The sequence below is a fragment of the Pantoea sp. OVA07A genome (genome assembly GCF_019969975.1).
Classification (GTDB): domain Bacteria; phylum Pseudomonadota; class Gammaproteobacteria; order Enterobacterales; family Enterobacteriaceae; genus Pantoea; species Pantoea agglomerans.
This window is the reverse complement of the sequence record NZ_JAHXYM010000005.1, coordinates 306039-329774: the sequence shown is the minus strand read 5'-3', so window position 1 is coordinate 329774 and position 23736 is coordinate 306039. Positions and strand designations below refer to the sequence as shown.

The window sequence follows — 23736 nt, the reverse complement described above, 5'->3', positions numbered from 1 at the left end:
CTTTCTGTTTATTGCGAGGAGTATATTTCATGGCTGATACCCGTATTAATAATGGCTACACCGAAACGCTGGCGACCGGGCCGGCTGGATTGCCGTTAAAACGTATTTCCTGGAGCGCCGTGTTTGCCGGTGTCATTTGTGCGTTGATCGTTCACATTATTCTGACGCTGCTGGGAACCGCCATTGGTGCAACAACCATTGATCCGATGAAAGAACAGAATCCACTCGACGGCCTGGGCACAGGCGCGCTGGTCTGGACTGCCATTGAAATGCTGGTCGCGATGGCTGCAGGTAGTTATGTTGCAGGCCGACTGGCTCAGCGCGAAGGCGCACTGCACGGTTTACTGATGTTTGGCCTTAGCACAATTTTCACTATTTACCTGGCTATTGCGCTGGCGACCAGTGTATTAGGCGGCGCGATGAATATTGTGGGCTCAGGCTTCCAGGCGCTGGGTAGTGGTATTTCCGCCGCTGCGCCATCCGTTACCCAAATGGCAAAAGACAAACTGCAGGAGAGTAATATTAATTTAGATAACCTGCAGAACGAACTGGAAACGACTTTACGCCAGACCGGGAAACCGGAATTACAGCCAGAGAACTTAAAGCAGGATGCAAATAAAGAAGCGCAGAATGCTGAAAACCAGGCTAACAACACCGCAAACCATCCACAGACAGCGGATACTGATCTGGCTAACTGGTTAAAAGGGGTGATGGATCGTCATTCCGATACCCTGCAGGCAGCCGATCGTGATGCGCTGAAAAATATTATCAAAGCGCGCACCGGCAAAAGCGATCAGGAAGTGGATCAGATCGTGGCCAAAACTGAACAGAGCTATCAGCAGGCCGTTCAGAAGTATCAGGAACTGAAACAGCAGGCTGAACAGAAAGCGCGTGAAGCCGGTGAAAAAGCCGCTGCCGCGACTGCGAAAGCGAGCTGGTATGCCCTGATTCTGCTGATCATCGAAGCGGTGCTGGCAGGCGTGATGGGTATGGTAGGTCGTCGTACTCAGCCTCGTCAGGTGCTGTCACACGAACGTCGTTAATCATCACTGAGTAACAGGCAATAAAAAAGGCGGCTGAGAAGCCGCCTTTTTCTGTACTGAGACTTAGCGTTTTAACGCTTCGCTCAGCTCATCACGCATGTTCGACAGCATCGATTTCACCACACGTGGGTTACCCGCGACCAGGTTACCTGACAGCAGATAGCCATGGTTGCCGGTGAAGTCGGTCACCAGACCGCCCGCTTCACGGACCAGCAGTTCACCCGCCGCAAAATCCCACGGCTTCAGGCCAATCTCAAAATAGCCATCTACGCGACCGGCAGCCACATAGGCCAGATCCAGCGCAGCAGAACCGGTGCGGCGGAAGTCAGCACACTGGGTAAAGAGTTTGGTCATGATATTCATGTAAGCCGGCGCGTGCTGCTTCATTTTGAACGGGAAGCCGGTCGCCAGAACGGTGCCATCCAGATCGCGGGCCGTGCTGCCACGCAGACGATAGCCATTCAGCTGAGCGCCCTGACCGCGTGAAGAGGTGAAGAGTTCATTGCGCATTGGATCGTAAACGACGGCGACTTCGGTGCGGCCTTTAATGCGCACAGCGATAGAAACAGCAAAGTGGGGTAAACGTTTGATGAAGTTTGAGGTGCCATCCAGCGGATCGATAACCCATTGAACATCCTGATCTTCGCCCGCCAGTTCACCGCTTTCTTCGGTGATGATGGTATGTTTCGGGTAAGATTTACGAATAATTTCGATAATCAGGCGTTCTGCTTCGCGGTCAACATTCGTTACGAAGTCGTTGCTGCCTTTCTGGCTGGCTTCGACGGCGTCCGGGGTTTCATAATATTTGGCAATTAAATTTCCGGCCTTGCGCGCTGCGCGCACGGCAATGTTGAGCATTGGATGCATCGGTATCTCTCGCTGGATGTTAAAGAACGGGGAAAACGGCGCGGAGTATAGCAGCGTGTTCGGTAAATGTCCTGCTTTATGTTAATATTCTCTCTACTGATTTTACTGACCCGTTTCTGAGTATCCCTAATCATGTTGCAAAATATTCGTATCGTGCTGGTCGAGACTTCTCACACCGGTAACATGGGCTCCGTTGCGCGCGCCATGAAAACCATGGGCTTAACCAACCTCTATCTGGTTAATCCGCTGGTCAAGCCTGACTCACAGGCTATCTCACTCGCGGCCGGTGCCAGCGACGTTATCGGCGACGCCAAAATTGTCGACTCGCTGGATGAGGCCATTGCCGGATGCAGTCTGGTGGTCGGCACCAGCGCACGTTCCCGCTCGCTGCCCTGGCCGATGCTGGATGCGCGCGAATGTGGCGTGAAAAGCGTGGAAGAGGGCCAGCAGGCACCGGTTGCGCTGGTATTTGGTCGTGAACGTGTCGGCCTGACCAATGACGAGTTGCAGAAGTGCCACTATCACGTCGCAATTCAGGCAAACCCGGAATACAGCTCGCTGAATCTGGCGATGGCCGTACAGATTATCGCCTATGAAGTGCGCATGGCATGGTTACAGGCGCAGGAGCAGGCCAGCCCGCCGCCACAGTATGAAGAGTCACCTTATCCACTGGTGGATGATCTCGAGCGCTTCTATCAGCATATGGAACAGATGATGCTGAACAGCGGCTTTATCCGTGAAGCCAATCCTGGCCAGGTGATGAGCAAACTGCGTCGTCTTTACACCCGCGCCCGCCCGGAACGCGACGAACTGAACATCCTGCGCGGCATGCTTTCGTCGTTTGAAAAGCGAAAAAACGATAAAAAAGAAGCGGATAATAGTTGAGTGAATTACCAGGTTAAATACCTGACTAATTTACCAGGTTAAATAGTTGACCAATTTACTCGGGAATGGCAGACTTCAGAGCATCTGTTGCTAATCCTCCGATAACCGGACGCTATTGAGGTCGTACGCTATGAGACTGACATCCAAAGGACGTTATGCCGTTACTGCAATGCTGGACGTTGCCCTTCACTCCCATGAAGGTCCGGTCCCGCTGGCTGATATTTCAGAGCGTCAGGGCATTTCGCTCTCCTATCTGGAGCAGTTATTCTCCCGATTGCGTAAAAATGAGCTGGTGTCCAGCGTACGTGGTCCGGGCGGCGGTTATCTGTTGGGCAAAGCGTCTAATACCATCTCTGTCGGTGAAGTGATCACCGCCGTTGATGAGTCTGTTGATGCCACCAAATGTCAGGGTAAAGAAGGCTGCCAGGGCGGCGAGCGTTGCCTGACTCACGTGCTGTGGCGCGATCTGAGCGTGCGTATCAGTGACTTCCTGAACAATATTACACTGGCTGAGCTGGTGAATAATCAGGAGATCCTGGATGTAGCCGATCGTCAGAATGCGATTGATAATCGTCGCTTCCAGAGCCCGCGCACGCAGGAAATTAACGTCAACCAACGCGCCTCGTAATCCCCGCTGTTGCGGCCCTTACTGCTAACGCGGTCAGGGCCGAATCTGCTATAAAGACGTATGATTTTTTATACGGAGCTGTAGCGCAATGAAATTACCGATTTACCTGGATTACGCCGCCACCACGCCGGCCGATCCGCGTGTGGCCAGCAAAATGATGCAGTTTCTGACGCTGGATGGCACGTTCGGTAATCCGGCCTCGCGATCGCACCGTTTTGGCTGGCAGTCTGAAGAAGCGGTTGATGTTGCGCGTAATCAGATCGCCGAACTGGTCAATGCCGATCCGCGTGAAATCATCTTTACCTCTGGCGCCACCGAATCCGATAACCTCGCGATTAAAGGTGCAGCTCACGCCCATCAGGCGCGCGGCAAACATATCATCACCAGCCAGACAGAACATAAAGCGGTGCTTGATAGCTGCCAGCAGCTTGAGCGTGAAGGCTTTGCTGTCACTTATCTCACCCCGGCGGCTAACGGCATTATCTCGCCTGACCAGCTGCGTGCGGCGCTGCGCGACGACACGATTTTAGTCACCCTAATGCACGTTAATAATGAAACCGGGGTGATTCAGGATATCGCCGCCTTTGGCGAACTCTGCCGCGAACGTGAGATTCTGTTTCATGTGGATGCGACCCAGAGCGTCGGCAAGCTGCCTATCGATCTCAGCCAGTTACCGGTTGATTTGATGTCCTTTTCTGCCCACAAACTCTATGGCCCGAAAGGCATCGGCGCACTCTATGTACGGCGTAAACCGCGTGTGCAGATTGCTGCGCAGATCCACGGCGGCGGACATGAACGCGGTATGCGATCCGGGACATTGCCGGTGCATCAGATTGTCGGCATGGGCGAGGCGTATCGTATCGCAGCAGAAGAGCGCGAAACCGAGATGGCGCGCCTGCAGACTCTGCGCGATCGTCTGTGGCAGGGCATCAGCACACTGCCCGACGTCACCCTCAATGGCGATCTGCAGCAGAGCGCACCGAACATTCTTAACCTCAGTTTTGCTGACGTTGAGGGTGAATCACTGATCATGGCGCTGAAAGATCTGGCGCTCTCTTCCGGCTCGGCCTGCACCTCCGCCAGCCTGGAGCCTTCCTATGTATTGCGGGCGCTGGGCCTGACTGAAGAGCTGGCGCACAGTTCGTTGCGCTTCTCGCTGGGACGCTTCACAACCGAGGAAGAGATCGACTACGCCATTGCCCTGGTGCAGAAATCAGTGACCCGTCTGCGGGCCTTAATGAAATCCTGATATCCGGTCATAGTCCGGAAATTGCGCCTATATTTGCACTTCGCTGGCAACACCTGACGGAATCTGTTATCAGGTCTCTCTGCGAATTATATTTAACATCTTATTAAAGCCGTTATAACAATCAGGCTGGATGAAACAGATAACGATTATGGAGCTTTTCGATGACCACACAACCCATGAATATTACGCTTAGCAGCCAGCCCGCCGATGCGCGCTGGGGCGAAAAAGCGATTCTCAGCAGCAACGACAGCGGCATGACACTGCATCTGACCGGCGCGGATGCGCTGAATATCATTCAGCGTGCGGCTCACAAAATCGACAGCCAGGGGATCCGCCATGTGGCGCTGACCGGCGAAGGCTGGCACCTTGAGCAGTGCTGGGCATTCTGGCAGGGCTTCCGTGGTCCGAAAGGCCAGCGTCAGGTTGAGTGGCCGGCGCTGGGCGAACATGAGCAGGCGGAGTTTGATCGCCGTCTGAAAATTATCGACTGGGTTCGCAACGTTATTAACCTGCCTGCGGAAGATCTTGGGCCAGAACAGCTGGCACACAATGCAGTCGATCTGATCAGTGAAGTGGGCGGCAGTGCCGTCAGCTATCGCATCACCAAAGGCGACGATCTGCGGGTACAGGGGTATATGGGCCTGCACACCGTTGGACGCGGTTCAAATCGTCCGCCGGTATTTCTGGCGCTCGATTACAACCCGACCGGCGACGACGATGCCCCGGTCTACGCCTGTCTGGTCGGTAAAGGCATCACCTTTGATACCGGTGGCTACAGCCTGAAGCAGAGCAGCTTCATGGACTCAATGAAATCTGACATGGGCGGCGCGGCGACCGTCACCGGCGCGCTGGCCATGGCGATTTCGCGCGGTCTTAACAAGCGCGTCAAACTCTACCTCTGCTGTGCCGATAATATGGTCAGCAGCAACGCCTTTAAACTGGGCGACATCATTCGCTATCGCAACGGTAAATCGGTGGAAGTGATGAACACCGATGCGGAAGGGCGTCTGGTCCTGGCCGACGGTTTAATCGACGCCAGCGAGCAGAACCCGACGATGATCATCGATGCTGCGACGCTGACCGGTGCGGCTAAGACGGCGCTGGGCAACGATTACCATGCGCTGTTTACCTTTGATGATGTGATGGCACAGTCGCTGATGGGCAGCGCGGTGAGTGAGAACGAACCTTTCTGGCGTCTGCCGCTGGCCGAATTCCATCGCAGCCATCTGCCGTCTAACTTCGCCGATCTCAATAATATCGCCAGCCCGTCACATGCGGCGGGTGCCAGTAGCGCGGCAGCGTTCCTGTCACACTTCGTCAGTAACTATCAGCAGGGCTGGCTGCACATCGACTGCTCCGCGACCTATCGCAAAGGCGCAGTTGACCAGTGGGCGGCGGGTGCAACAGGTCTTGGCGTGCGTACCCTCGCCAATCTGTTACTGAAATAAGCCGATCTCAGCGGTGGCTGATGCCGCCGCTGTTCAAAGGAAAACTATGAATCGTCTTGAAGAGGTGCTGAAGCTGGCGGCCACTGAGCCTGCCCATCGGCCCGAATTTTTTCAGCTGTTGCTGGAATCTGATGCCTGGGTGCCAGGTGAAAGCACCACGCAACAGCTTGATGCCAGCACGCCCGTTGATCTGCAGCACTGGGAAAAAGAGGATGGCAGCAGCATCATTCCTTTTTTCACGTCAGAAGAGGCGATGAGTGAAGCGGTGAGCGGTGAGCAGTCCTGGCTGCGTCTGCCGGTACGAACGCTGTTTGAGATTACACGTGGCGAGACGCTGTTTCTCAATCCCAAACTGCCTTCCGGTAAAGAGTTTACTGCGGCCGAGATCACCCATCTGCTGGCTGAAGAGGGCAGTGCACTAAGCCAGCAAACCGTGCTGGAAGGCGGACAGTCACTATTGCTGTCTGAGGTGGCTGAACCCCCTGCGCAGATGATCGACTCACTGACTCAGCTCTTCAGCAAGCATAAGCAGGTGCGTCGCGCGTTTATCGCCAGTATCCGTGAGCGGGCTGACGAAGCGCCCAATCTGCTGATTGGCATTGAAGCGGACAGCAATATTGAGACGATCATTCAGGCGGCGGGCAGCGTGGCAACCGATACGCTGCCGGACGATGCGCCGGTTGATATCTGTGAGGTGACGCTGAACGATCGCGGCATCAGCCACTTCTTTACCGCCCACATCACGCCATTCTATGAGCGTCGCTGGGGCAGTTTCCTGCGCGACTTCAAGGGCAGTGAGCGGATTATCTGAGACAACAAAGTAAACAGGCGGCTCACGAGCCGCCTCATATAGCTGATATCCTGAATCAGGGGGAGTCTGGCCGCAACGAATAAGCTTAACGCGCAGGGAACAGGGTCAGAGGAGGAAAGCGTCCCGCGCCATGGACGGCGCGGGCCGAGCGGCCAGGGAGTGGCTTTAGCGACTTTCCGATCTGACCCTGTTTCCTGTGCTACCTCGTTCTTACAGCTGATCGAATCCGATATTATTAAAAAAACAGGCGGCTCATGGGCCGCCTGTTTTTTATTTCGCGATAGGTAAGTCGTCGCGACTGCCCCATTCGCCCCAGGATCCGTCATACAGTGTGACATCCCGTGCGCCCAGCGCCGTCAGCGCCAGAATCACCACCACCGCCGTCACGCCTGAGCCACAGCTGGCGACCACCGGTTGGGTAATATCGACGCGCGCATCGGCAAACAGCGTCTGAAGTTCCGCCTCCGGCTTGAGTTTTCCCTGTTCAACCAGGCTGTTCCACGGCACGTTCAGGCTGTTGGGAATATGGCCACGATGCAATCCGGGACGTGGTTCATCCACTTCGGCGTTAAAGCGATTGGCAGGACGCGCATCAATAATCTGTGCGCCGCCTTCATGGCTGACCAGCAGTACGTCCGTCAGGCGTTTCACCCGGCTTTCATCCGCGTGGGCCTCAAACTCACCTTCCGGCAGATTCACTTCGCCGGTTGCCAGCGCAAAACCGGCTTCTTTCCAGCCCTGCAAGCCCCCGGCCAGAATCGACACCTGAGCCACACCAAAGGTTTTCAGCATCCACCAGGCGCGTGGCGCAGAAAAGAGATTACCCTCGTCATACACCACCAGGTGCTTATCACTGCTGACACCCAGTTCACGCATCGCGACGGCAAAACTTTCGGCGCGGGGCAGCATATGGGGGTAAGGGCTGGTGTGATCGGAAAGCGCTTCAATATCGAAGTAAGGGGCGTCGGGTAAATGACCCGCCAGATATTCGGCCTGGATATCGCGAACCGCTTCCATCCCGGGTGGCAACAACCGTGCATCCAGCACCTGAAGCCGCTCATCGTTGTAGTGCTCTTGTAACCAGTCGGCGGACACAAACAGTGGCGTCGTCATAACAACCTCATCTCAGCAATCTGTCATACCAGTGTCAGGGAATGTGCGCACCATCTCAAGAGAAGCGTTGATTAAATGCGAGCATTGATATGAAATTGCGCTGCGTAATCAAACGACACTCCCTGCGTCCCGGTGAAGGAACTACCATGAAGAAACGCAATACCCGGCTGCTGCTCAGCATGCTGATCGGTGGCTCGCTGCTGTCAGCGACCCTGTTACCTGTTTTGCCTCTCCAGGCGGCAGAAGCACCCGCAACCTCCCAGGTCAGCAAACCGCTGACGATTATCGATCTCTCGGAACTGCAGATCGATAATGCCGCTGCGCTGGTCTTAACCTTCAGTCAGCCGCTTGATGATAAACAGGATATCGCGCAAAAAGTCAGGCTGACCGACGATAAACAGGGCCGGGTGGATGGCGGCTGGGAGCTTTCTGCTAACCGCAAAACGTTGCGCTTCCGCCATCCCGAGCCGTCGCGTCACTTCACCGTCACGGTGGATGCGGGACTGCGCGCGGCCAGCGGAGAGACGCTTGCCGCCGGTTACAGTCAGAAAATCGCCACCCGTGATATCCAGCCGATGGTGGGCTTTGCCAGTCGCGGTTCACTGCTGCCGCTGCGTATCACCCAGGGACTGCCGGTGCTGGCGCTGAATGTTGACCAGGTCGATGTCGATTTCTTCCGGATAAAGAATGCCGGCCTGGCGGAATTTCTCTCGCAGTGGAATTACGGCAACAACCTCTCAAGCTGGCAGTCGCAGGAGCTGCTGAAAAGCAGCCAGCTGGTTTATAGCGGACGCTTTGAGCTCAATCCGGCGCGTAACACGCGTGAAAAATTGCAGCTGCCGATGCGTGACATTACCGCACTTCAGCAGCCGGGCGTCTATCTGGCGGTGATGAAGCAGGCCGGTACTTATCGCTACAGCCAGCCCGCCACGCTTTTCACCCTCAGCGATATTGGCCTGTCACTGCATCGCTTCCCGACCCGGTTCGAACTGTTCGCCCAGAGTCTGGCAGACGGTCAGCCGCTTTCCGGGGTCAGCGTCAGGTTACTGGATGAGAAGGGGCAGGTGCTGCAAAGCGGTACCAGTGACAGCACCGGTCATCTGAGCCTCAAGGCGGATGAAAAAGGCAAGCTCCTGCTGGCAATTCAGGGAGAACAGACCTCAATGATCGACCTGGCGCGTCCGGCGCTGGATCTCGCTGAATTCCCGGTCGCGGGGCCGCAGGGCTATGACAAACAGCTGTTTGTTTTTGGTCCGCGCGATATCTATCGTCCCGGCGAAACGGTCATCGTGAATGCGCTGCTTCGTGATGCCGACGGACACCCCTTGCCCGCGCAGCCGATCAAAGCGGAGCTGGTGCAGCCCGATGGCCAGGTGATGCGGACTTTTGTCTGGCAGCCTGAAGCGGGATTCTACCAGCAGCGACTGGCGCTGTCCGCGTCGGCCATGACCGGCGACTGGATGTTGCGACTGAATACCGGCGATAACCTCAAGCGAGAGTGGAAGTTTCACGTCGAAGATTTTCTGCCGGAGCGTATGGCGTTAACCCTGAAAAATGACCCTCAGCCACAGGCCGCTGATGCCAGTGTTGAGTTCGGTATTGAGGGGCGCTATCTCTATGGCGCCCCGGCAGCAGGTAACACGCTACAGGGTCAACTCTATCTGCGACCGGCACGCGAGGCGGTGACTGCACTGCCAGGCTACCAGTTTGGTGACATCACCGAAGAGGGGTTAAAGCGCACGCTGGATGAGGTGGATCTCAAGCTCGACGCCAGCGGTAAAGCAGAACTCACGGTAGAAAATCAGTGGGATCAACTCCACTCCCCGCTCAATCTGATCCTGCAGGCCAGCCTGCTGGAAACCGGCGGACGTCCGGTCACCCGTCGTGCCACCCAGGCCATCTGGCCCGCTGAAGCGCTGCCAGGTATCCGGCCGCTGTTTGGTAACAAGGCGGTTTATGACTACCGCAGTGACAGCTATCACGATGAGCCGACTGTGCCGGAACAGAGCCTGGCCGAATTCGACATTGTCTATGCCAACAGTCAGGGCAAAAAACTGGCGGCAGAGAAGCTGGATGTTCGCCTGATCCGTGAACGCCATGATTACTACTGGAGCTTCTCTGACAGCGAAGGCTGGCAGTCGCAGTATAGCGACAAGGATCTGCAGGAAGATGAACGCGCCATCTCTGTCCCGGCTGATGGCAGCACCAAAGTCAGCTTCCCGGTCGAGTGGGGCCACTACCGGCTGGAAGTGCAGGCGGGCGAGAAAATCGTCAGCAGCGTGCGGTTCCAGGCCGGTTATGACTGGCAGGATAACACCAACGGCACGGGGGCATTGCGCCCGGATCAGGTCAGACTGAAGCTGGATAAAGCGGCTTACCAGCCGGGCGATACCGTGCATCTGCAGGTTGAGTCACCGGCGGCCGGTAAAGGTTACCTGATGGTGGAGTCGAGCAGCGGCACGCTCTGGTGGCAGCCACTGACCGTACCTAAGGGCGGCACAACGGTGGATGTCCCTGTTGCTGAGAGCTGGCAGCGTCACGATCTCTACTTCAGCGCCATCGTGGTGCGAGACGGCGATAAGGTCAGTGGCGCAACGCCAAAACGCGCGGTGGGGCTGTTGCATCTGCCGATGGCGACGGAGGCGCGCCGCTTAAATCTGACGCTGGATGCGCCCGATAAAATCCGTCCTGAGCAACGCCTGACGGTAAAAGTCCACGCCAGTCGTGACGGCGGCCCGCTGCCTGAAAAAGTGAATGTACTGCTGTCAGCAGTGGACAGCGGCGTTCTGAGCGTCACGGATTATAAAACCCCCGATCCGTGGCAGGCGTTTTTTGGTCGTAAACGCTATAACGTCGATCAGTACGACGTCTTTGGCCAGCTGATCGAAGGCGGTGGCCGGCTCGCGGCACTGCGTTTTGGTGGTGATGGCGAAGATGAATCGATGACGCGCGGCGGCAAAAAGCCGGTGACGCACGTCAATATCGTGGCGCAGCAGTTACAGGCAGTCACGCTGGATAAAGAGGGCAACGGGTCGATTACGCTGCCGATCCCGACCTTTAACGGTGAACTGCGGCTGATGACCCAGGCATGGAGCGACGACAGCTTCGGAGCGGCCGAACGTAAACTGGTGGTCGCGGCGCCGCTGATCAGCGAACTGGCCACCCCGCGCTTCCTTGCCAGCGGCGATACAGCCTCACTGGCGCTGGATCTCACTAACCTGACCGATCTGCCGCAAACCCTGAAGGTGGATCTGAGCAGCAGTGGCTTAGTGGATCTGGCCGGGGCTGCCAGCCAGAGCGTGACGCTGGCCAAAGGCGCACGTACCACACTTCAGATTCCGGTCACGGCGAAAACCGGCTTTGGTGATGGTGAGGTCGCCGTGCAGATTTCCGGTCTGAACCTGCCGGGCGAGCAGGTGAAGCCCAGCAAACAGCAGTGGAAAATCGGCGTCAGACCACCTTATCCGGCCCGGACGCTGAATTTCGATGCCGTCATCAATTCCGATCAGCCCTGGCAGGTCGCGGCAACCGCGTTTACCGGCCTGGATGCTCAGACCCTGAGTGGACAGCTGACGCTGAGCAATCGTCCGCCGCTCAATATCGCCAGTTATATCAGTGCGCTTTACGCCTATCCCTACGGCTGTCTGGAACAGACCACCAGCGGCCTCTGGCCGTCGCTCTACACCAGCCATGCCGAGCTGACCGCGATGGGGATAAAAACCAGCAGTGACGAGGCGCGCCGGGCCGCCGTCGACACCGGCATTGCCCGTCTGGCGGGCATGCAGCGGGCCAACGGTAGCTTCGGGCTGTGGGACAAACAGAGTGAGGAGGAGTTCTGGCTGACGCCTTACGTGACCGATTTCCTGCTTCGCGCCAGCGAGGCGGGCTATGCGCTGCCGGATAATGTAGTTGATCGCGCTAACGCACGGCTGCTGCGCTATCTGCAGGATCCCGCGCAGATCAGCGGCGGCGGCAGTGATAACAACGCCGCGCTGCAGTTCAGCGTGCAGGCTTACGCCGGACTGGTGCTGGCGCGTCAGCAGCGTGCGCCGCTGGGGGCGCTGCGCGCCTTGTATGAAAAGCGTGAGAAGGCCCGCTCCGGCCTGGCGCTGATGCAGCTTGGCGTGGCGCTGAAGCTGATGGGTGACGGGCAGCGCGCATCGCTTGCGATCATGCAGGGTGCCAGTCTGACGCGCTCAGATAAAGAGTGGTATGGCGACTATGGCAGCACGGTGCGCGATCAGGGGATGATGATAGCCCTGTTAGCAGAGAATAAGCTGCAGCCTGATTTGCAGAATAGTCTGCTGCTGTCGCTGTCAAAAGAGGTCAACGGCAAGCGCTGGTTCTCGACTCAGGAGAATAACGCGCTCTATTTAGCGGCGCATACGCTGCAGCGTGCGCAGGGCGGAAGCTGGCAGGCGCAACTGTCGGGCAATGCACAGCCTCTGCAGGGTGATGCGCCACTGAATAAAGGGCTGGGAGCTGAACGACTGTTGCAGGGCTTAGCCATCAGTAATCCGGGCAGTGCGCCGCTGTATGGTCGTCTGGATGTCACCGGTTATCCGCTGGCCGCGCCACAGCCGGAGAGCAATGTGCTCGGGATAAAACGTGAATACTTTACGCTGGATGGCAAAGCCGCCGATCTCAGCAATCTGCGCAGCGGCGAGTTGCTGGTGGTGCGTCTGACCGTTTCGTCGAAGCGCAGCATCACCGATGCGCTGGTGGTGGATCTGCTGCCTGCCGGTCTGGAGCTGGAAAACCAGAACCTGGCTGACAGCAGCGCCAGCCTCGGCGACAGTGCGGATGCGCTGAAGGAGAGCATGGGTGACATGCAGCAGGCAGACATCAGACACATTGAGTTCCGTGACGATCGCTTTGTGGCGGCACTGGCGGTGGATACTTATCGTCCCGCGACGCTGGTCTACCTGGCGCGGGCGGTCACACCGGGTCGCTATCTGATGCCACCACCGCAGGTCGAGTCGATGTATGTGCCGGAGTGGCGCGCCACCGGCAGCACGCCGTCGCAGCTGCATATTCAGTAAGTGACGCGACGCGTGGTAAACGTCAGCAGCATCAAAAAGTGGTGGCTCGCGCTGCCGCTTTTTTTTCTGGCGCTGTGGCTGGCGACATGGGGGCTGGATCGGCTTTTCCCGTTGCCGCTTAAACAGGTGCAGCCTGCGCGGGTGGTTGTTGCCAGCGACGGTACACCATTGTGGCGCTTTGCTGACAGCAAGGGGATCTGGCGCTATCCGGTCACGCCAGAGGAGGTGGCTCCGGCCTATCTGCAGGCGCTGCTGACCTACGAAGATCGCTGGTTCTGGTATCACCCTGGCATCAATCCCCTGGCTCTGCTGCGCGCCGCCTGGCAGGATCTGCGCCATCAGAGCGTGATTTCCGGAGGCAGCACGCTGACCATGCAGGTGGCACGCCTTATCGACCCGCAACCCCGAACGCTGCGCGGCAAGCTGATTCAGGCGTGGCGGGCGCTGCAGCTGGAGTGGCATCTTTCCAAACGAGACATCCTGACGCTCTACCTTAACCGTGCGCCCTTTGGCGGCACGCTGGAAGGGGTGGGCGCGGCCAGCTGGAGCTGGCTGGGAAAAGCCCCGTCACAGCTGACGCCGGGCGAGGCGGCGCTGCTGGCCGTTTTGCCGCAGGCACCCAGCCGTCTGCGGCCCGATCGCTGGCCTGAGCGGGCAGAAGCCGCACGCAACAAAGTGCTGGATCGGCTGGCGGAATACCGGATCTGGTCTGCTGAACAGGTGGCGGAAATCCGTCAGGAGCCGGTGTGGCTGCCGCCGCGCCAGATGCCACAGATGGCGCCGCTGCTGGCCCGGCGACTGCTGTCGATCAGCCACAGCGATAAGATTGTCTCTACGCTTGACCCCTCACTGCAGCGCGAACTGGAAAGTCTGGCGCTGAATGTTAAAAATCAGCTTCCTCCACGCACTTCGCTGGCGATGCTGGTGGTGGATCACACCACCATGGCGGTTCGCGGCTACGTCGGCTCGGCTGATTTTACCGATGACAGCCGTTTTGGCCATGTGGATATGATCGCCAGCGTGCGTTCGCCAGGCTCGGTGTTAAAACCCTTTATTTACGGCATGGCGCTGGATGAGGGGCTGATTCATGCTGAATCACTGCTGCAGGATGTGCCGCGTCGCTTTGGTGATTACCGGCCAGGCAACTTCGATACCGGATTTCACGGGCCGGTCAGCGCCAGTGACGCGCTGGTGCGGTCGCTGAATCTGCCTGCGGTGCAGCTTCTGGAGGCGCTGGGACCGAAAAACGTTGCAGCGCGCCTGCGCAATGTCGGTCTGAACTTACGTTTCCCCCCCGGCGCTGAACCTAATCTTTCCCTGATTCTCGGCGGCACCGGAGCGCGCATGGATGAGATCGTGGCAGCCTACAGCGCCTTTGCCCGCCACGGCAACGCCGGCCAGCTGCGCTGGATGCCCGATCAACCCTTACAGCAGCGGCCGCTGCTTTCGCCTGAGTCGGCGTGGATCATCCGGCGTATCCTGGCCGGGGAAGCGCAGCCCGCGGGCAATGGCAGCGTACCCGATGTGGTGCCACTGGCCTGGAAAACCGGCACCAGTTATGGCTACCGCGACGCCTGGTCGGTGGGGATCAATCCCCGTTATCTGATTGGCGTCTGGGTCGGAAGACCGGATGCGACGCCGGTTGCCGGGCAGTTTGGTTTTGCCTCTGCCGTGCCCGTCATGAATCAGATCAACAGCCTGCTGATGAGTCGCCTTGGCAGACGTGATGTTCCGGGCGATCCGCGGCCGGCCTCGGTGACGGTGGCGAGCATTTGCTGGCCTGGCGGTCAGCCGTTGCCCGCCGGAGACGAAAACTGTCGCCAGCGACGGCAAAGCTGGGTCGCCGCCGACACGCTGCCGCCTACACTGCTGGCACCCGGCCAGGAGAGCCTCAGCGGATTACGCCTGGGCTACTGGCAGAATGCGCAGGGACTGCGCGTCGCAGCAGACTGCCCCGGCGCCACCCGCCATGAACGGCTGGTCTGGCCGCTGCCGCTGGAGGCCTGGCTGCCGCCTCAGGAGCGGCGGGCGCAACGTCTGCCCCCTGTCGATGCCCGGTGTCCGCCGTTACAGCAGGGCAGCAGCGCTCCGCTGATCGTTACCGGCGTGATTGAGGGGCAAATTGTCAGACCGCTGCCGGGCAGGAGCGCGCTGACAATGCCGGTCGCGGTGCAGGGAGGGCAGGGCGCGCAGCGCTGGTGGTTCCTGAATGGTGAGCCTCTGATGACGCAGAACGCCGCAGACAGCCTGTCGCTGCAGCTCGATCATCCGGGCGAGTATCAGCTGGTGGTGATGGATGAAGAGGGGCAACTTGTCTCGGTCACCTTCAGCCGGGGCTGACGCTTTTTTGCGCTAAATCATAACTATGGCGCGTCTGCTTCGACTCAGATCAAGAATTTTCATCAAATTAGGGATCTCTGATAGGCAATGCCGGACTCAGCCCCTATAATCGGCGCCGTTTCTTAACCGGGGCGGACGCCACCGGTTTCTTCAGAACGTCAAGACAGAGGTCATCATGGCAATCGAACGTACTTTTTCTATCATCAAGCCAAACGCCGTCGCTAAAAATGTGATTGGTGCTATCTACAACCGTTTTGAAAGCGCTGGCTTCAAAATCGTTGGCGCAAAAATGCTGCAGCTGAGCAAAGAGCAGGCTGAAGGTTTTTACGCTGAGCACCAGGGCAAGCCATTCTTCGATGGTCTGGTTGAATTCATGACCTCTGGCCCGGTTGTTGTTTCCGTGCTGGAAGGTGAAAATGCCGTTCAGCGTCACCGTGACCTGATGGGTGCCACTAACCCGGCAAACGCACTGGCTGGCACACTGCGTGCTGACTACGCTGACAGCTTCACCGAAAACGCCACGCACGGTTCAGATTCTGCTGAATCCGCTGCCCGCGAAATCGCTTATTTCTTTGGCGAAAACGAGATCTGCCCACGTACCCGTTAATCGCCTGGCGATAAACGTTACGTCGGCTTTACAAAAATCTGCGTAGGGGAGGTCACTCCCGCCTGTTATCAGGCTGCAGATGTTGTACAATATTGCGCCTTCATTGACTCAGCTTAATGAAGGCGCAATTTTTTTCACCTATCCCTGAACAGCGCCATAACGTGTAACAACGAGGCCAGAGAATATTATGTCCGAACAGATTGTGACGTCCGCGTCAGCATCCCCTATTGTCGTCTCCCCCAAAAGCCAGAAAATAAACCTGCTGGATCTCAACCGTCAGCAGATGCGCGAATTCTTCCTGTCGCTGGGCGAAAAGCCTTTCCGCGCCGATCAGGTCATGAAGTGGATTTATCACTACTGCTGCGATGACTTCGAGCAGATGACCGACATCAACAAAAAGCTGCGTAACCGGCTGATGGAGCTGACGGAGATCCGTGCGCCAGAAGTGGCAGAAGAGATGCGCTCTACCGACGGCACCATCAAATGGGCCATTCGCGTGGGCGACCAGCTGGTGGAAACGGTCTATATCCCGGAAGGGGACCGCGCCACGCTCTGTGTCTCTTCACAGGTGGGTTGTGCGCTGGAGTGTAAATTCTGTTCGACCGCACAGCAGGGCTTTAACCGTAACCTGCGGGTGTCAGAAATTATTGGTCAGGTGTGGCGCGCGGCGAAAATTGTCGGCGCAGCCAAAATCACCGGCCAGCGTCCTATCACCAACGTGGTGATGATGGGCATGGGCGAGCCGCTGCTCAACCTCAATAACGTGGTCCCGGCGATGGAGATCATGCTGGATGACTTCGGTTTTGGTCTGTCGAAGCGTCGCGTGACCCTCTCTACCTCGGGTGTGGTACCTGCGCTGGATAAACTGGGCGATATGATCGACGTCGCGCTGGCGATTTCCCTGCACGCGCCTAACGATAAGTTGCGTGATGATATTGTCCCGATCAACAAAAAGTACAATATCGAAACCTTCCTGGCGGCGGTGAAACGCTACATTGGCAAATCTAACGCCAATCAGGGACGCGTGACCATCGAGTACGTGTTGCTGGATCACGTCAATGACAGCACAGATGATGCGCATGAACTCGCCGCATTACTGAAAGAAACACCTTGTAAAATCAACCTGATCCCCTGGAACCCCTTCCCGGGCGCGCCTTATGGCCGTAGCTCCAATAGCCGCATCGATCGTTTCTCCAAAGTCCTGATGGACTATGGTTTTACGACCATCGTGCGTAAAACCCGTGGCGACGATATCGATGCCGCCTGTGGTCAGTTAGCCGGTGAGGTGATCGACCGTACCAAGCGTACGATGCGTAAAAAAATGGCGGGTGAAGCCATCTCTGTGAAGGCTCTCTAGAAGAGTGACTCAGAGCGTTTCCTGAAGTGATGACGCGTGGCAGGCTGCAGCCTGTCAACGTCAACCGGATGGAAACGATTATGCGTAACGGATTACCTGCAGTTTTACTGGCGCTGTTTGTTGTAAGCGGGTGTGTCAGCCAGCATCACGAACCCGGAGCAGAAGAGGTGCGTCTGCAGTTAGGGATGCACTATCTGGCGGGTGGCGACTATGCCGCAGCTGAGCGAAACTTTCTGCGGGCACAGGCCGCCGCGCCAGAGGATTACCGGGTCTCGCTTGCGCTGGCTCGACTGGCGCAGAAGCAGGGTAATCAGACAGCGGCGCAGGCACGGTTTATACTGGCACAGCAGCAGGCCCCGGATAATGGTTTTGTTGCTAACAATTACGGTGCGTTTCTCTGCGCTTTAAGGCAGTATGGCGAAGCGCATCAACAGTTTAGTCGGGCAAGCGCAGCACAGCAGTTTGATGCACGCAATGACGCGCTTGAACTGGCAGGGTTTTGTTATCTGCAGGCTGGCGATATTGCCGATGCCCGCAGGACACTACGCCAGGCCATTGAGGCTGACAGACGCAAAGCTGATTCGCTGCTGTCGGAAGCTGAAAAGCAGATGGCAGATAACCATCTGGCGAAGGTGCAGGTTTTGCTTGATATTTACCAGCAACAGCTGCCCGCAACGGCACGAAGTCTGGCGTTACACTTACGTTTCGCCGCGCTACAGGGAGATGCCGCTGACGTTTCACGTTATGGCGACCAGTTAGCGCGACGTTTTCCGCAATCGATACAGTACCAGCGTTATTTAGCTAATGAATACTGAAGCCACTCAAGAAAACTCTGCATTACATTCAACAGGTGAACGCCTGCGTCTGGCCCGTGAGCAGATGGGGCTGACGCAGCAGAACGTCGCTGAACGCCTGTGCCTGAAACTTTCTACCGTGCGTGATATCGAGGAAGACAAATCGCCTGCCGATCTGGCCTCCACGTTCCTGCGCGGATACATTCGCTCCTACGCGCGTCTGGTGCACATTCCTGAAGAGGAACTGCTGCCGATGATGGCGAAACAGACACCGATTCGGGCTTCAAAGATCGAGCCGATGCAAAGTTTCTCGCTGGGCAAACGCCGCAAGAAACGCGACGGCTGGTTGATGATTTTCACCTGGCTGGTGGTGTTTGTGGTGGTGGGCCTGACCGGTGCCTGGTGGTGGCAGAATCATAAAGAGTCGCAGGATGATCTGGTGCCGATGACCGATCAGAACAGCAGCAGCGGTGATAGCGGCCAGTCCATTCCGCTGGGTGAATCCAGCGGTGACAGCGCGGCACCTGCCGCACCTGACGAAAGCAATACCACCAGTGACAACAGCGCAGCCAGTGCGCCAGCGAGTGCGGCTCCGGCCGCCACTGGCAGCAATAGCGCGACCACCGCACAGCCGGATACCACCAGCAATGCCGTGGTTTCACCGAGCCAGGCGCCCGTGGACAACTCAGCGGCTGCACCTGCGGCCGCTAACACGAATACCAATAACAGCACGGCACCTCAGATGCCAGTAGGTGCAGCGGCGGTCAGTGAACCGGCTGCTGACCCTAATGCGGTGGTGATGACCTTTAACGCCGACTGCTGGCTGGAAGTGAGCGATGCCACCGGCAAAAAACTGTTCAGCGGCATTCAGCGCAGTGGTGGTAAACTCAGCCTCGCAGGAACGCCTCCGTATCGTCTGAAAATTGGCGCGCCTTCCGCTGTTCAGGTGCAATATCAGAATCAGCCCGTTGATTTAAGTCGTTTTATCCGTAATAACCAGGTTGCTCGCCTGACGTTGGGTGCGCAATAACAGCGTATCGCGTACCGGGCAATTGTGGAGAAGAAATATGCATAACGAAGCACCCATTATCCGTCGTAAATCCAAACGCATTTACGTCGGCAAGGTGCCGGTCGGTGACGGCGCACCCATCGCTGTCCAGTCGATGACCAACACCCGCACCACTGACGTGGAGGCGACGGTAAATCAGATCAAAGCCCTTGAGCGAGTCGGTGTCGACATCGTTCGTATCTCGGTGCCTACCATGGATGCCGCAGAAGCATTCAGACTGATCAAACAGCAGGTAAACGTCCCGCTGGTTGCAGATATTCATTTTGACTACCGCATCGCCCTGAAAGTCGCCGAGTATGGCGTCGACTGCCTGCGCATCAATCCCGGTAATATCGGGAACAATGAGCGCATCCGTATGGTGGTCGACTGCGCGCGCGACAACAATATTCCGATTCGAATTGGCGTGAACGCCGGTTCGCTGGAAAAAGATCTGCAGGAAAAGTATGGCGAGCCGACGCCGCAGGCGTTGCTGGAATCTGCCATGCGCCATGTCGATCATCTCGACCGTCTTAACTTCGATCAATTCAAAGTCAGCGTTAAAGCCTCTGACGTTTTCCTCGCGGTTGAATCTTATCGTCTGCTGGCGAAACAGATTGAACAGCCACTGCATCTCGGTATCACCGAAGCGGGTGGCGCGCGGGCTGGCGCAGTGAAATCGGCGATTGGACTGGGTCTGCTGCTGTCAGAAGGGATCGGCGATACGCTGCGTATCTCGCTGGCCGCCGATCCGGTAGAAGAAGTCAAAGTCGGTTTCGATATCCTCAAGTCACTGCGCATCCGTTCTCGTGGCATCAACTTCATCGCCTGTCCGACCTGCTCACGTCAGGAGTTCGACGTTATCGGTACGGTCAACGCGCTGGAGCAGCGTCTGGAAGACCTCATCACCCCGATGGATGTCTCCATCATCGGCTGCGTGGTCAACGGACCCGGCGAGGCGACTCTCTCTACGCTGGGCGTGACCGGCGGCAGCAAGAAGAGTGGTTTCTACGAGGATGGTGTGCGTCAGCGTGATCGTCTCGACAACAATGACATGATCGATCAGCTGGAAGCGCGCATTCGTGCTAAAGCGTCGATGCTGGATGCCAGTCGCCGTATTGATGTGCAGCATCTGGAAAAATAATGGCGTACGCGGTTTGCGTGCGTGACTTTTTTGACTGAACCTGTGCGGTTTCATCCTCATAAGGTATGATGCCGGACAGGTTTTTTTGCATTAAGAGATTCTAACGTGGCGAAGAATATTCAGGCGATTCGCGGGATGAACGACTACCTGCCTGCGGATACCGCCCTCTGGCAACGGATTGAAGGCGTTCTCAAGCAGACGCTGGCGAGCTACGGTTACAGCGAAATTCGCTTACCGCTGGTGGAGCAAACCCCACTGTTTAAACGCGCCATCGGTGAAGTCACCGACGTGGTTGAAAAAGAGATGTATACCTTCGAAGACCGCAACGGTGAAAGCCTGACGCTGCGTCCGGAAGGCACTGCAGGTTGCGTGCGAGCCGGTATTGAACACGGTTTACTCTACAACCAGGAGCAGCGCCTGTGGTATATGGGCCCGATGTTCCGCTATGAGCGTCCGCAGAAAGGCCGCTATCGTCAGTTCTACCAGATTGGCGTGGAAGTGTTTGGTCTGCAGGGACCGGACATCGATGCTGAACTGATCATGCTGAACGCCCGCTGGTGGAAAGCCCTGGGTATCTCTGAGCACGTTCGTCTGGAACTCAACTCTATCGGTTCGCTGGAAGCACGCGCGCATTACCGCGACGCGCTGGTCGCCTTCCTTGAACAGCATAAAGAGGTGCTGGATGAGGATTGTAAACGCCGCATGTACACCAATCCGATGCGCGTTCTCGACACTAAAAATCCCGATATTCAGCAGCTACTGAATGATGCGCCACAGCTTGGCGACTATCTTGATGACGAATCACGCGAACATTTCAGCGGCCTGTGTGCCCTGCTGGATGACGCCGGGATCAGCTACACCGTCAATCAGCGTCTGGTACGCGGTCTTGATTATTACAATCGCACCGTGATTGAGTGGGTCACCGATAGCCTGGGTTCACAGGGCACGGTATGTGGTGGCGGTCGCTATGATGGCCTGGTTGAGCAGCTCGGTGGGCGCGCAACACCTGCCGTTGGCTTTGCCATGGGCATGGAGCGTCTGGTGCTGCTGGTTCAGGCGGTTAATCCTGAATTTGAACCGACGAGCAATGTGGATGTCTATGTTATCGCTTCAGGTCAGGGCGTGCAGTCTGCAGCAATGCAGCTGGCTGAGAAATTGCGTGATGAAGCGCCAGAACTGAGGCTGATGACCAACTTTGGCGGCGGCAACTTCAAGAAACAGTTTGCCCGTGCTGACAAGTGGGGCGCTCGCGTCGCACTGGTGTTAGGCGAGGACGAGGTCAAAGCCGGTCAGGTCGTGATTAAAGATCTGCGCCGTGGCGAGCAGCAAACGCTGGATCAGGCAGAGGCTGCTGCTGTCTTGCGCTCGCTGTTACAGTAAGCGTGACACAGCACCAACCATAGAAAGGAGAGGGATTGCGTGGAAGTGTATAGCAATGAGAACGAGCAGACCGACGCGCTGCGCAACTTTTTTGCCAACAATGGCAAAGCGTTAGCTATTGGCGTGGTGATCGGCATTGCTGCGCTGGGCGGCTGGCGTTACTGGAGCAGTCATCAGGACGATACGGCGAAGACAGTATCAGCGCAGTATCAGCAGCTCACCAGCGCCATGCAGGCGGGCAAACCGGAGACGCTGGAAGCGGTAAACCGTTTTGCCAGTGAAAACAGCAACACCTACGGTGCGCTGGCTGCGATGGATCTGGCGAAGCAGTATGTTGACGCCGGTCAGCTTGATAAAGCCGCGACGCTGCTGCAAAACGGACTGAAAGATACCAAAGATGCCAATCTGCAGGCGGTGATTAACCTGCGCCTGGCACGCATTCAACTGCAACAGAATCAAGCGGATGCGGCGCTTAAAACCCTTGACGGTGTGAAGGGTGATGGCTGGACAGCCATTGTGGCCGATATTCGCGGCGAAGCGCTGCTGACCAAAGGCGACAAGCAGGGCGCGCGCGATGCCTGGAGTAAAGGGGTTGAATCTGACGCCTCTCCGGCATTGAAGCAAATGATGCAGATGAAGATGAATAACTTAAGCTAAGCCAGTCAAGAGAGAGCGCATGGAATTACGTAAATACCTGCTGCCGGGACTGATTTCAGTCACTTTGCTCAGCGGTTGTTCGCTGTTTAGCGGCGAAGAAGATGTAGTAAAAATGGCCCCGTTGCCGAAGGTGGAAAATCAGTTCACGCCACAGAAAGTGTGGAGCACCTCGGTAGGCGATGGTGTCGGTGATTTCTACTCAAATCTGCATCCTGCCTGGCAGGATAATACGGTTTATGCTGCCGACCGCTTTGGTATCGTCAAAGCGCTCGATGCCGCAGACGGTAAAGAAAAATGGAAAGTCGATCTCTCTGAGAAAACCGGCTTCTTCTCTAAAAATCGCTCAGCCATGTTATCAGGTGGCCTGACGGCTGATGGCGATCGGGTCTATGTGGGCAGCGAACGCGGCCAGGTTTATGCCCTCAACAGCAGTGATGGTAGCCTGGCGTGGCAGACGAAAGTCGCCGGTGAAGCACTGTCACGTCCGGTAGTCAGCGATGGTCTGGTGCTGGTTCATACCAGCAACGGCATGTTGCAGGGCCTGGATCAGAGCAGCGGTGCCGTGAAGTGGAGCGTTAACCTGGATATGCCAGCGTTGTCTCTGCGCGGTGAATCTGCTCCGGCTGTCGCTTTTGGTGGCGCGATTGTCGGTGGCGACAATGGTCGTGTCAGTGCCGTGGTGCTGAACCAGGGACAACTGGTCTGGCAGCAGCGTATTTCCCAGGTCAGCGGTGCCACTGAGATCGATCGTCTGAACGATGTCGATACCACTCCGGTTATCGTCAATGGCGTGGTTTACGCGCTGGCGTATAACGGCAATCTGACAGCACTGGATCTGCGTTCCGGCCAGATTTTGTGGAAACGCGAAATTGGCGGTGTGAAAGATCTGATTGTGGATGCCGGCCGCATCTATCTGGTCGATCAGGACGATCGTGTGATTGCGCTTAACGCTGACGGCGGTGTCGCCATCTGGCGTCAAAGCGATCTGCTGCATCGCAACCTGACTTCGCCGGTGCTCTACAACGGCTATCTGGTTGTCGGCGACAGCGAAGGTTATCTGCACTGGCTGAACACCACGGATGGTCGTTTTGTTGCGCAGCAGGAACTGGATAGCTCAGGCTTCCAGACCGAGCCGGTGGTCGCCAGCGATAAGCTGCTGATCCAGTCGAAAGATGGTGAGGTTTATGCGATTACCCGTTAACGGGTACACGTCTGGCAGGTGAAATCCTCCGTTCCGACGGCTCCTGATTTAATCAGGGGCCGTTTCGTTTTTAGTCAGGCATGGTATTCTTTGCGCCTTAAGCCTGAACTTGACGGCCAGAGCCG

General features: G+C 57.0%; 18 protein-coding genes. 16 read left to right on the top strand and 2 right to left on the bottom strand.

From position 1 onward, the window contains the following. The first annotated feature begins 29 nt into the window (after positions 1-29). On the top strand, positions 30-1043 hold the full coding sequence (locus tag LC417_RS17340) for a TIGR04086 family membrane protein (RefSeq protein ID WP_010257601.1): 1014 nt from the start codon (positions 30-32) through the stop codon (positions 1041-1043). Between the two features lie 63 nt (positions 1044-1106). Here the strand turns inward: LC417_RS17340 and suhB are convergent, their stop codons facing one another. Beyond that, positions 1107-1910, bottom strand: coding sequence for an inositol-1-monophosphatase (gene suhB / locus LC417_RS17335; RefSeq protein ID WP_008926709.1), 804 nt, complete (start codon positions 1908-1910; stop codon positions 1107-1109). A gap of 132 nt (positions 1911-2042) precedes the next feature. On the opposite strand from suhB, the gene trmJ reads away from it, so the two are divergent. The 5 genes from trmJ to sseB all read left to right on the top strand — a co-directional run bounded on the left by trmJ (position 2043) and on the right by sseB (position 6931). Continuing rightward, positions 2043-2795, top strand: a complete 753-nt coding sequence (gene trmJ, locus LC417_RS17330; protein WP_010257594.1) for a tRNA (cytosine(32)/uridine(32)-2'-O)-methyltransferase TrmJ — start codon at positions 2043-2045, stop codon at positions 2793-2795. Between the two features lie 130 nt (positions 2796-2925). Then, the gene (gene iscR / locus LC417_RS17325) at positions 2926-3423 is read left to right on the top strand and encodes a Fe-S cluster assembly transcriptional regulator IscR (protein ID WP_010257591.1); all 498 of its coding nucleotides are present in this window, start codon (positions 2926-2928) and stop codon (positions 3421-3423) included. Positions 3424-3511: 88 nt separating this feature from the next. Beyond that, complete coding sequence (locus LC417_RS17320) at positions 3512-4672, top strand: IscS subfamily cysteine desulfurase (protein ID WP_089415033.1); 1161 nt, start codon at positions 3512-3514, stop codon at positions 4670-4672. Positions 4673-4833: 161 nt separating this feature from the next. Continuing rightward, a complete protein-coding gene (gene pepB, locus LC417_RS17315; RefSeq protein ID WP_010257585.1) occupies positions 4834-6120 on the top strand; it encodes an aminopeptidase PepB in 1287 nt (428 codons plus the stop codon). A gap of 46 nt (positions 6121-6166) precedes the next feature. Further along, on the top strand, positions 6167-6931 hold the full coding sequence (gene sseB, locus LC417_RS17310; protein ID WP_010257582.1) for an enhanced serine sensitivity protein SseB: 765 nt from the start codon (positions 6167-6169) through the stop codon (positions 6929-6931). A gap of 270 nt (positions 6932-7201) precedes the next feature. On the opposite strand, the gene sseA is transcribed toward sseB, so the two are convergent. Further along, complete coding sequence (sseA, locus tag LC417_RS17305) at positions 7202-8044, bottom strand: 3-mercaptopyruvate sulfurtransferase (protein WP_223566183.1); 843 nt, start codon at positions 8042-8044, stop codon at positions 7202-7204. A gap of 146 nt (positions 8045-8190) precedes the next feature. Between sseA and LC417_RS17300 the strand changes: the two genes are divergently transcribed. The 10 genes from LC417_RS17300 to bamB all read left to right on the top strand — a co-directional run bounded on the left by LC417_RS17300 (position 8191) and on the right by bamB (position 23611). Beyond that, a complete protein-coding gene (locus LC417_RS17300; RefSeq protein WP_223566182.1) occupies positions 8191-13086 on the top strand; it encodes an alpha-2-macroglobulin in 4896 nt (1631 codons plus the stop codon). Next, the gene (gene pbpC, locus LC417_RS17295; RefSeq protein ID WP_223566181.1) at positions 13087-15426 is read left to right on the top strand and encodes a peptidoglycan glycosyltransferase PbpC; all 2340 of its coding nucleotides are present in this window, start codon (positions 13087-13089) and stop codon (positions 15424-15426) included. Between the two features lie 175 nt (positions 15427-15601). Further along, on the top strand, positions 15602-16033 hold the full coding sequence (ndk, locus tag LC417_RS17290) for a nucleoside-diphosphate kinase (protein WP_003848684.1): 432 nt from the start codon (positions 15602-15604) through the stop codon (positions 16031-16033). A gap of 187 nt (positions 16034-16220) precedes the next feature. Beyond that, positions 16221-17390: a bifunctional tRNA (adenosine(37)-C2)-methyltransferase TrmG/ribosomal RNA large subunit methyltransferase RlmN gene (locus LC417_RS17285; RefSeq protein ID WP_010257560.1), complete on the top strand. Its 1170-nt coding sequence runs from the start codon at positions 16221-16223 to the stop codon at positions 17388-17390. Between the two features lie 80 nt (positions 17391-17470). Beyond that, the gene (pilW, locus tag LC417_RS17280; protein ID WP_050679759.1) at positions 17471-18205 is read left to right on the top strand and encodes a type IV pilus biogenesis/stability protein PilW; all 735 of its coding nucleotides are present in this window, start codon (positions 17471-17473) and stop codon (positions 18203-18205) included. Next, on the top strand, positions 18195-19214 hold the full coding sequence (rodZ, locus tag LC417_RS17275; RefSeq protein ID WP_033758630.1) for a cytoskeleton protein RodZ: 1020 nt from the start codon (positions 18195-18197) through the stop codon (positions 19212-19214). The genes pilW and rodZ overlap by 11 nt, the downstream gene beginning before the upstream one ends. Before the next feature lie 37 nt (positions 19215-19251). Beyond that, on the top strand, positions 19252-20373 hold the full coding sequence (gene ispG, locus LC417_RS17270; protein WP_003848692.1) for a flavodoxin-dependent (E)-4-hydroxy-3-methylbut-2-enyl-diphosphate synthase: 1122 nt from the start codon (positions 19252-19254) through the stop codon (positions 20371-20373). 105 nt (positions 20374-20478) lie between these two features. Then, complete coding sequence (gene hisS, locus LC417_RS17265; RefSeq protein ID WP_010257545.1) at positions 20479-21753, top strand: histidine--tRNA ligase; 1275 nt, start codon at positions 20479-20481, stop codon at positions 21751-21753. Between the two features lie 39 nt (positions 21754-21792). After that, entirely contained in the window at positions 21793-22410 is a 618-nt protein-coding gene (locus LC417_RS17260; RefSeq protein WP_010257542.1) for a YfgM family protein, read from the top strand. A 19-nt stretch (positions 22411-22429) separates the two neighbouring features. Further along, entirely contained in the window at positions 22430-23611 is a 1182-nt protein-coding gene (bamB, locus tag LC417_RS17255) for an outer membrane protein assembly factor BamB (RefSeq protein ID WP_010257539.1), read from the top strand. The last annotated feature ends 125 nt before the right edge of the window (positions 23612-23736 follow it).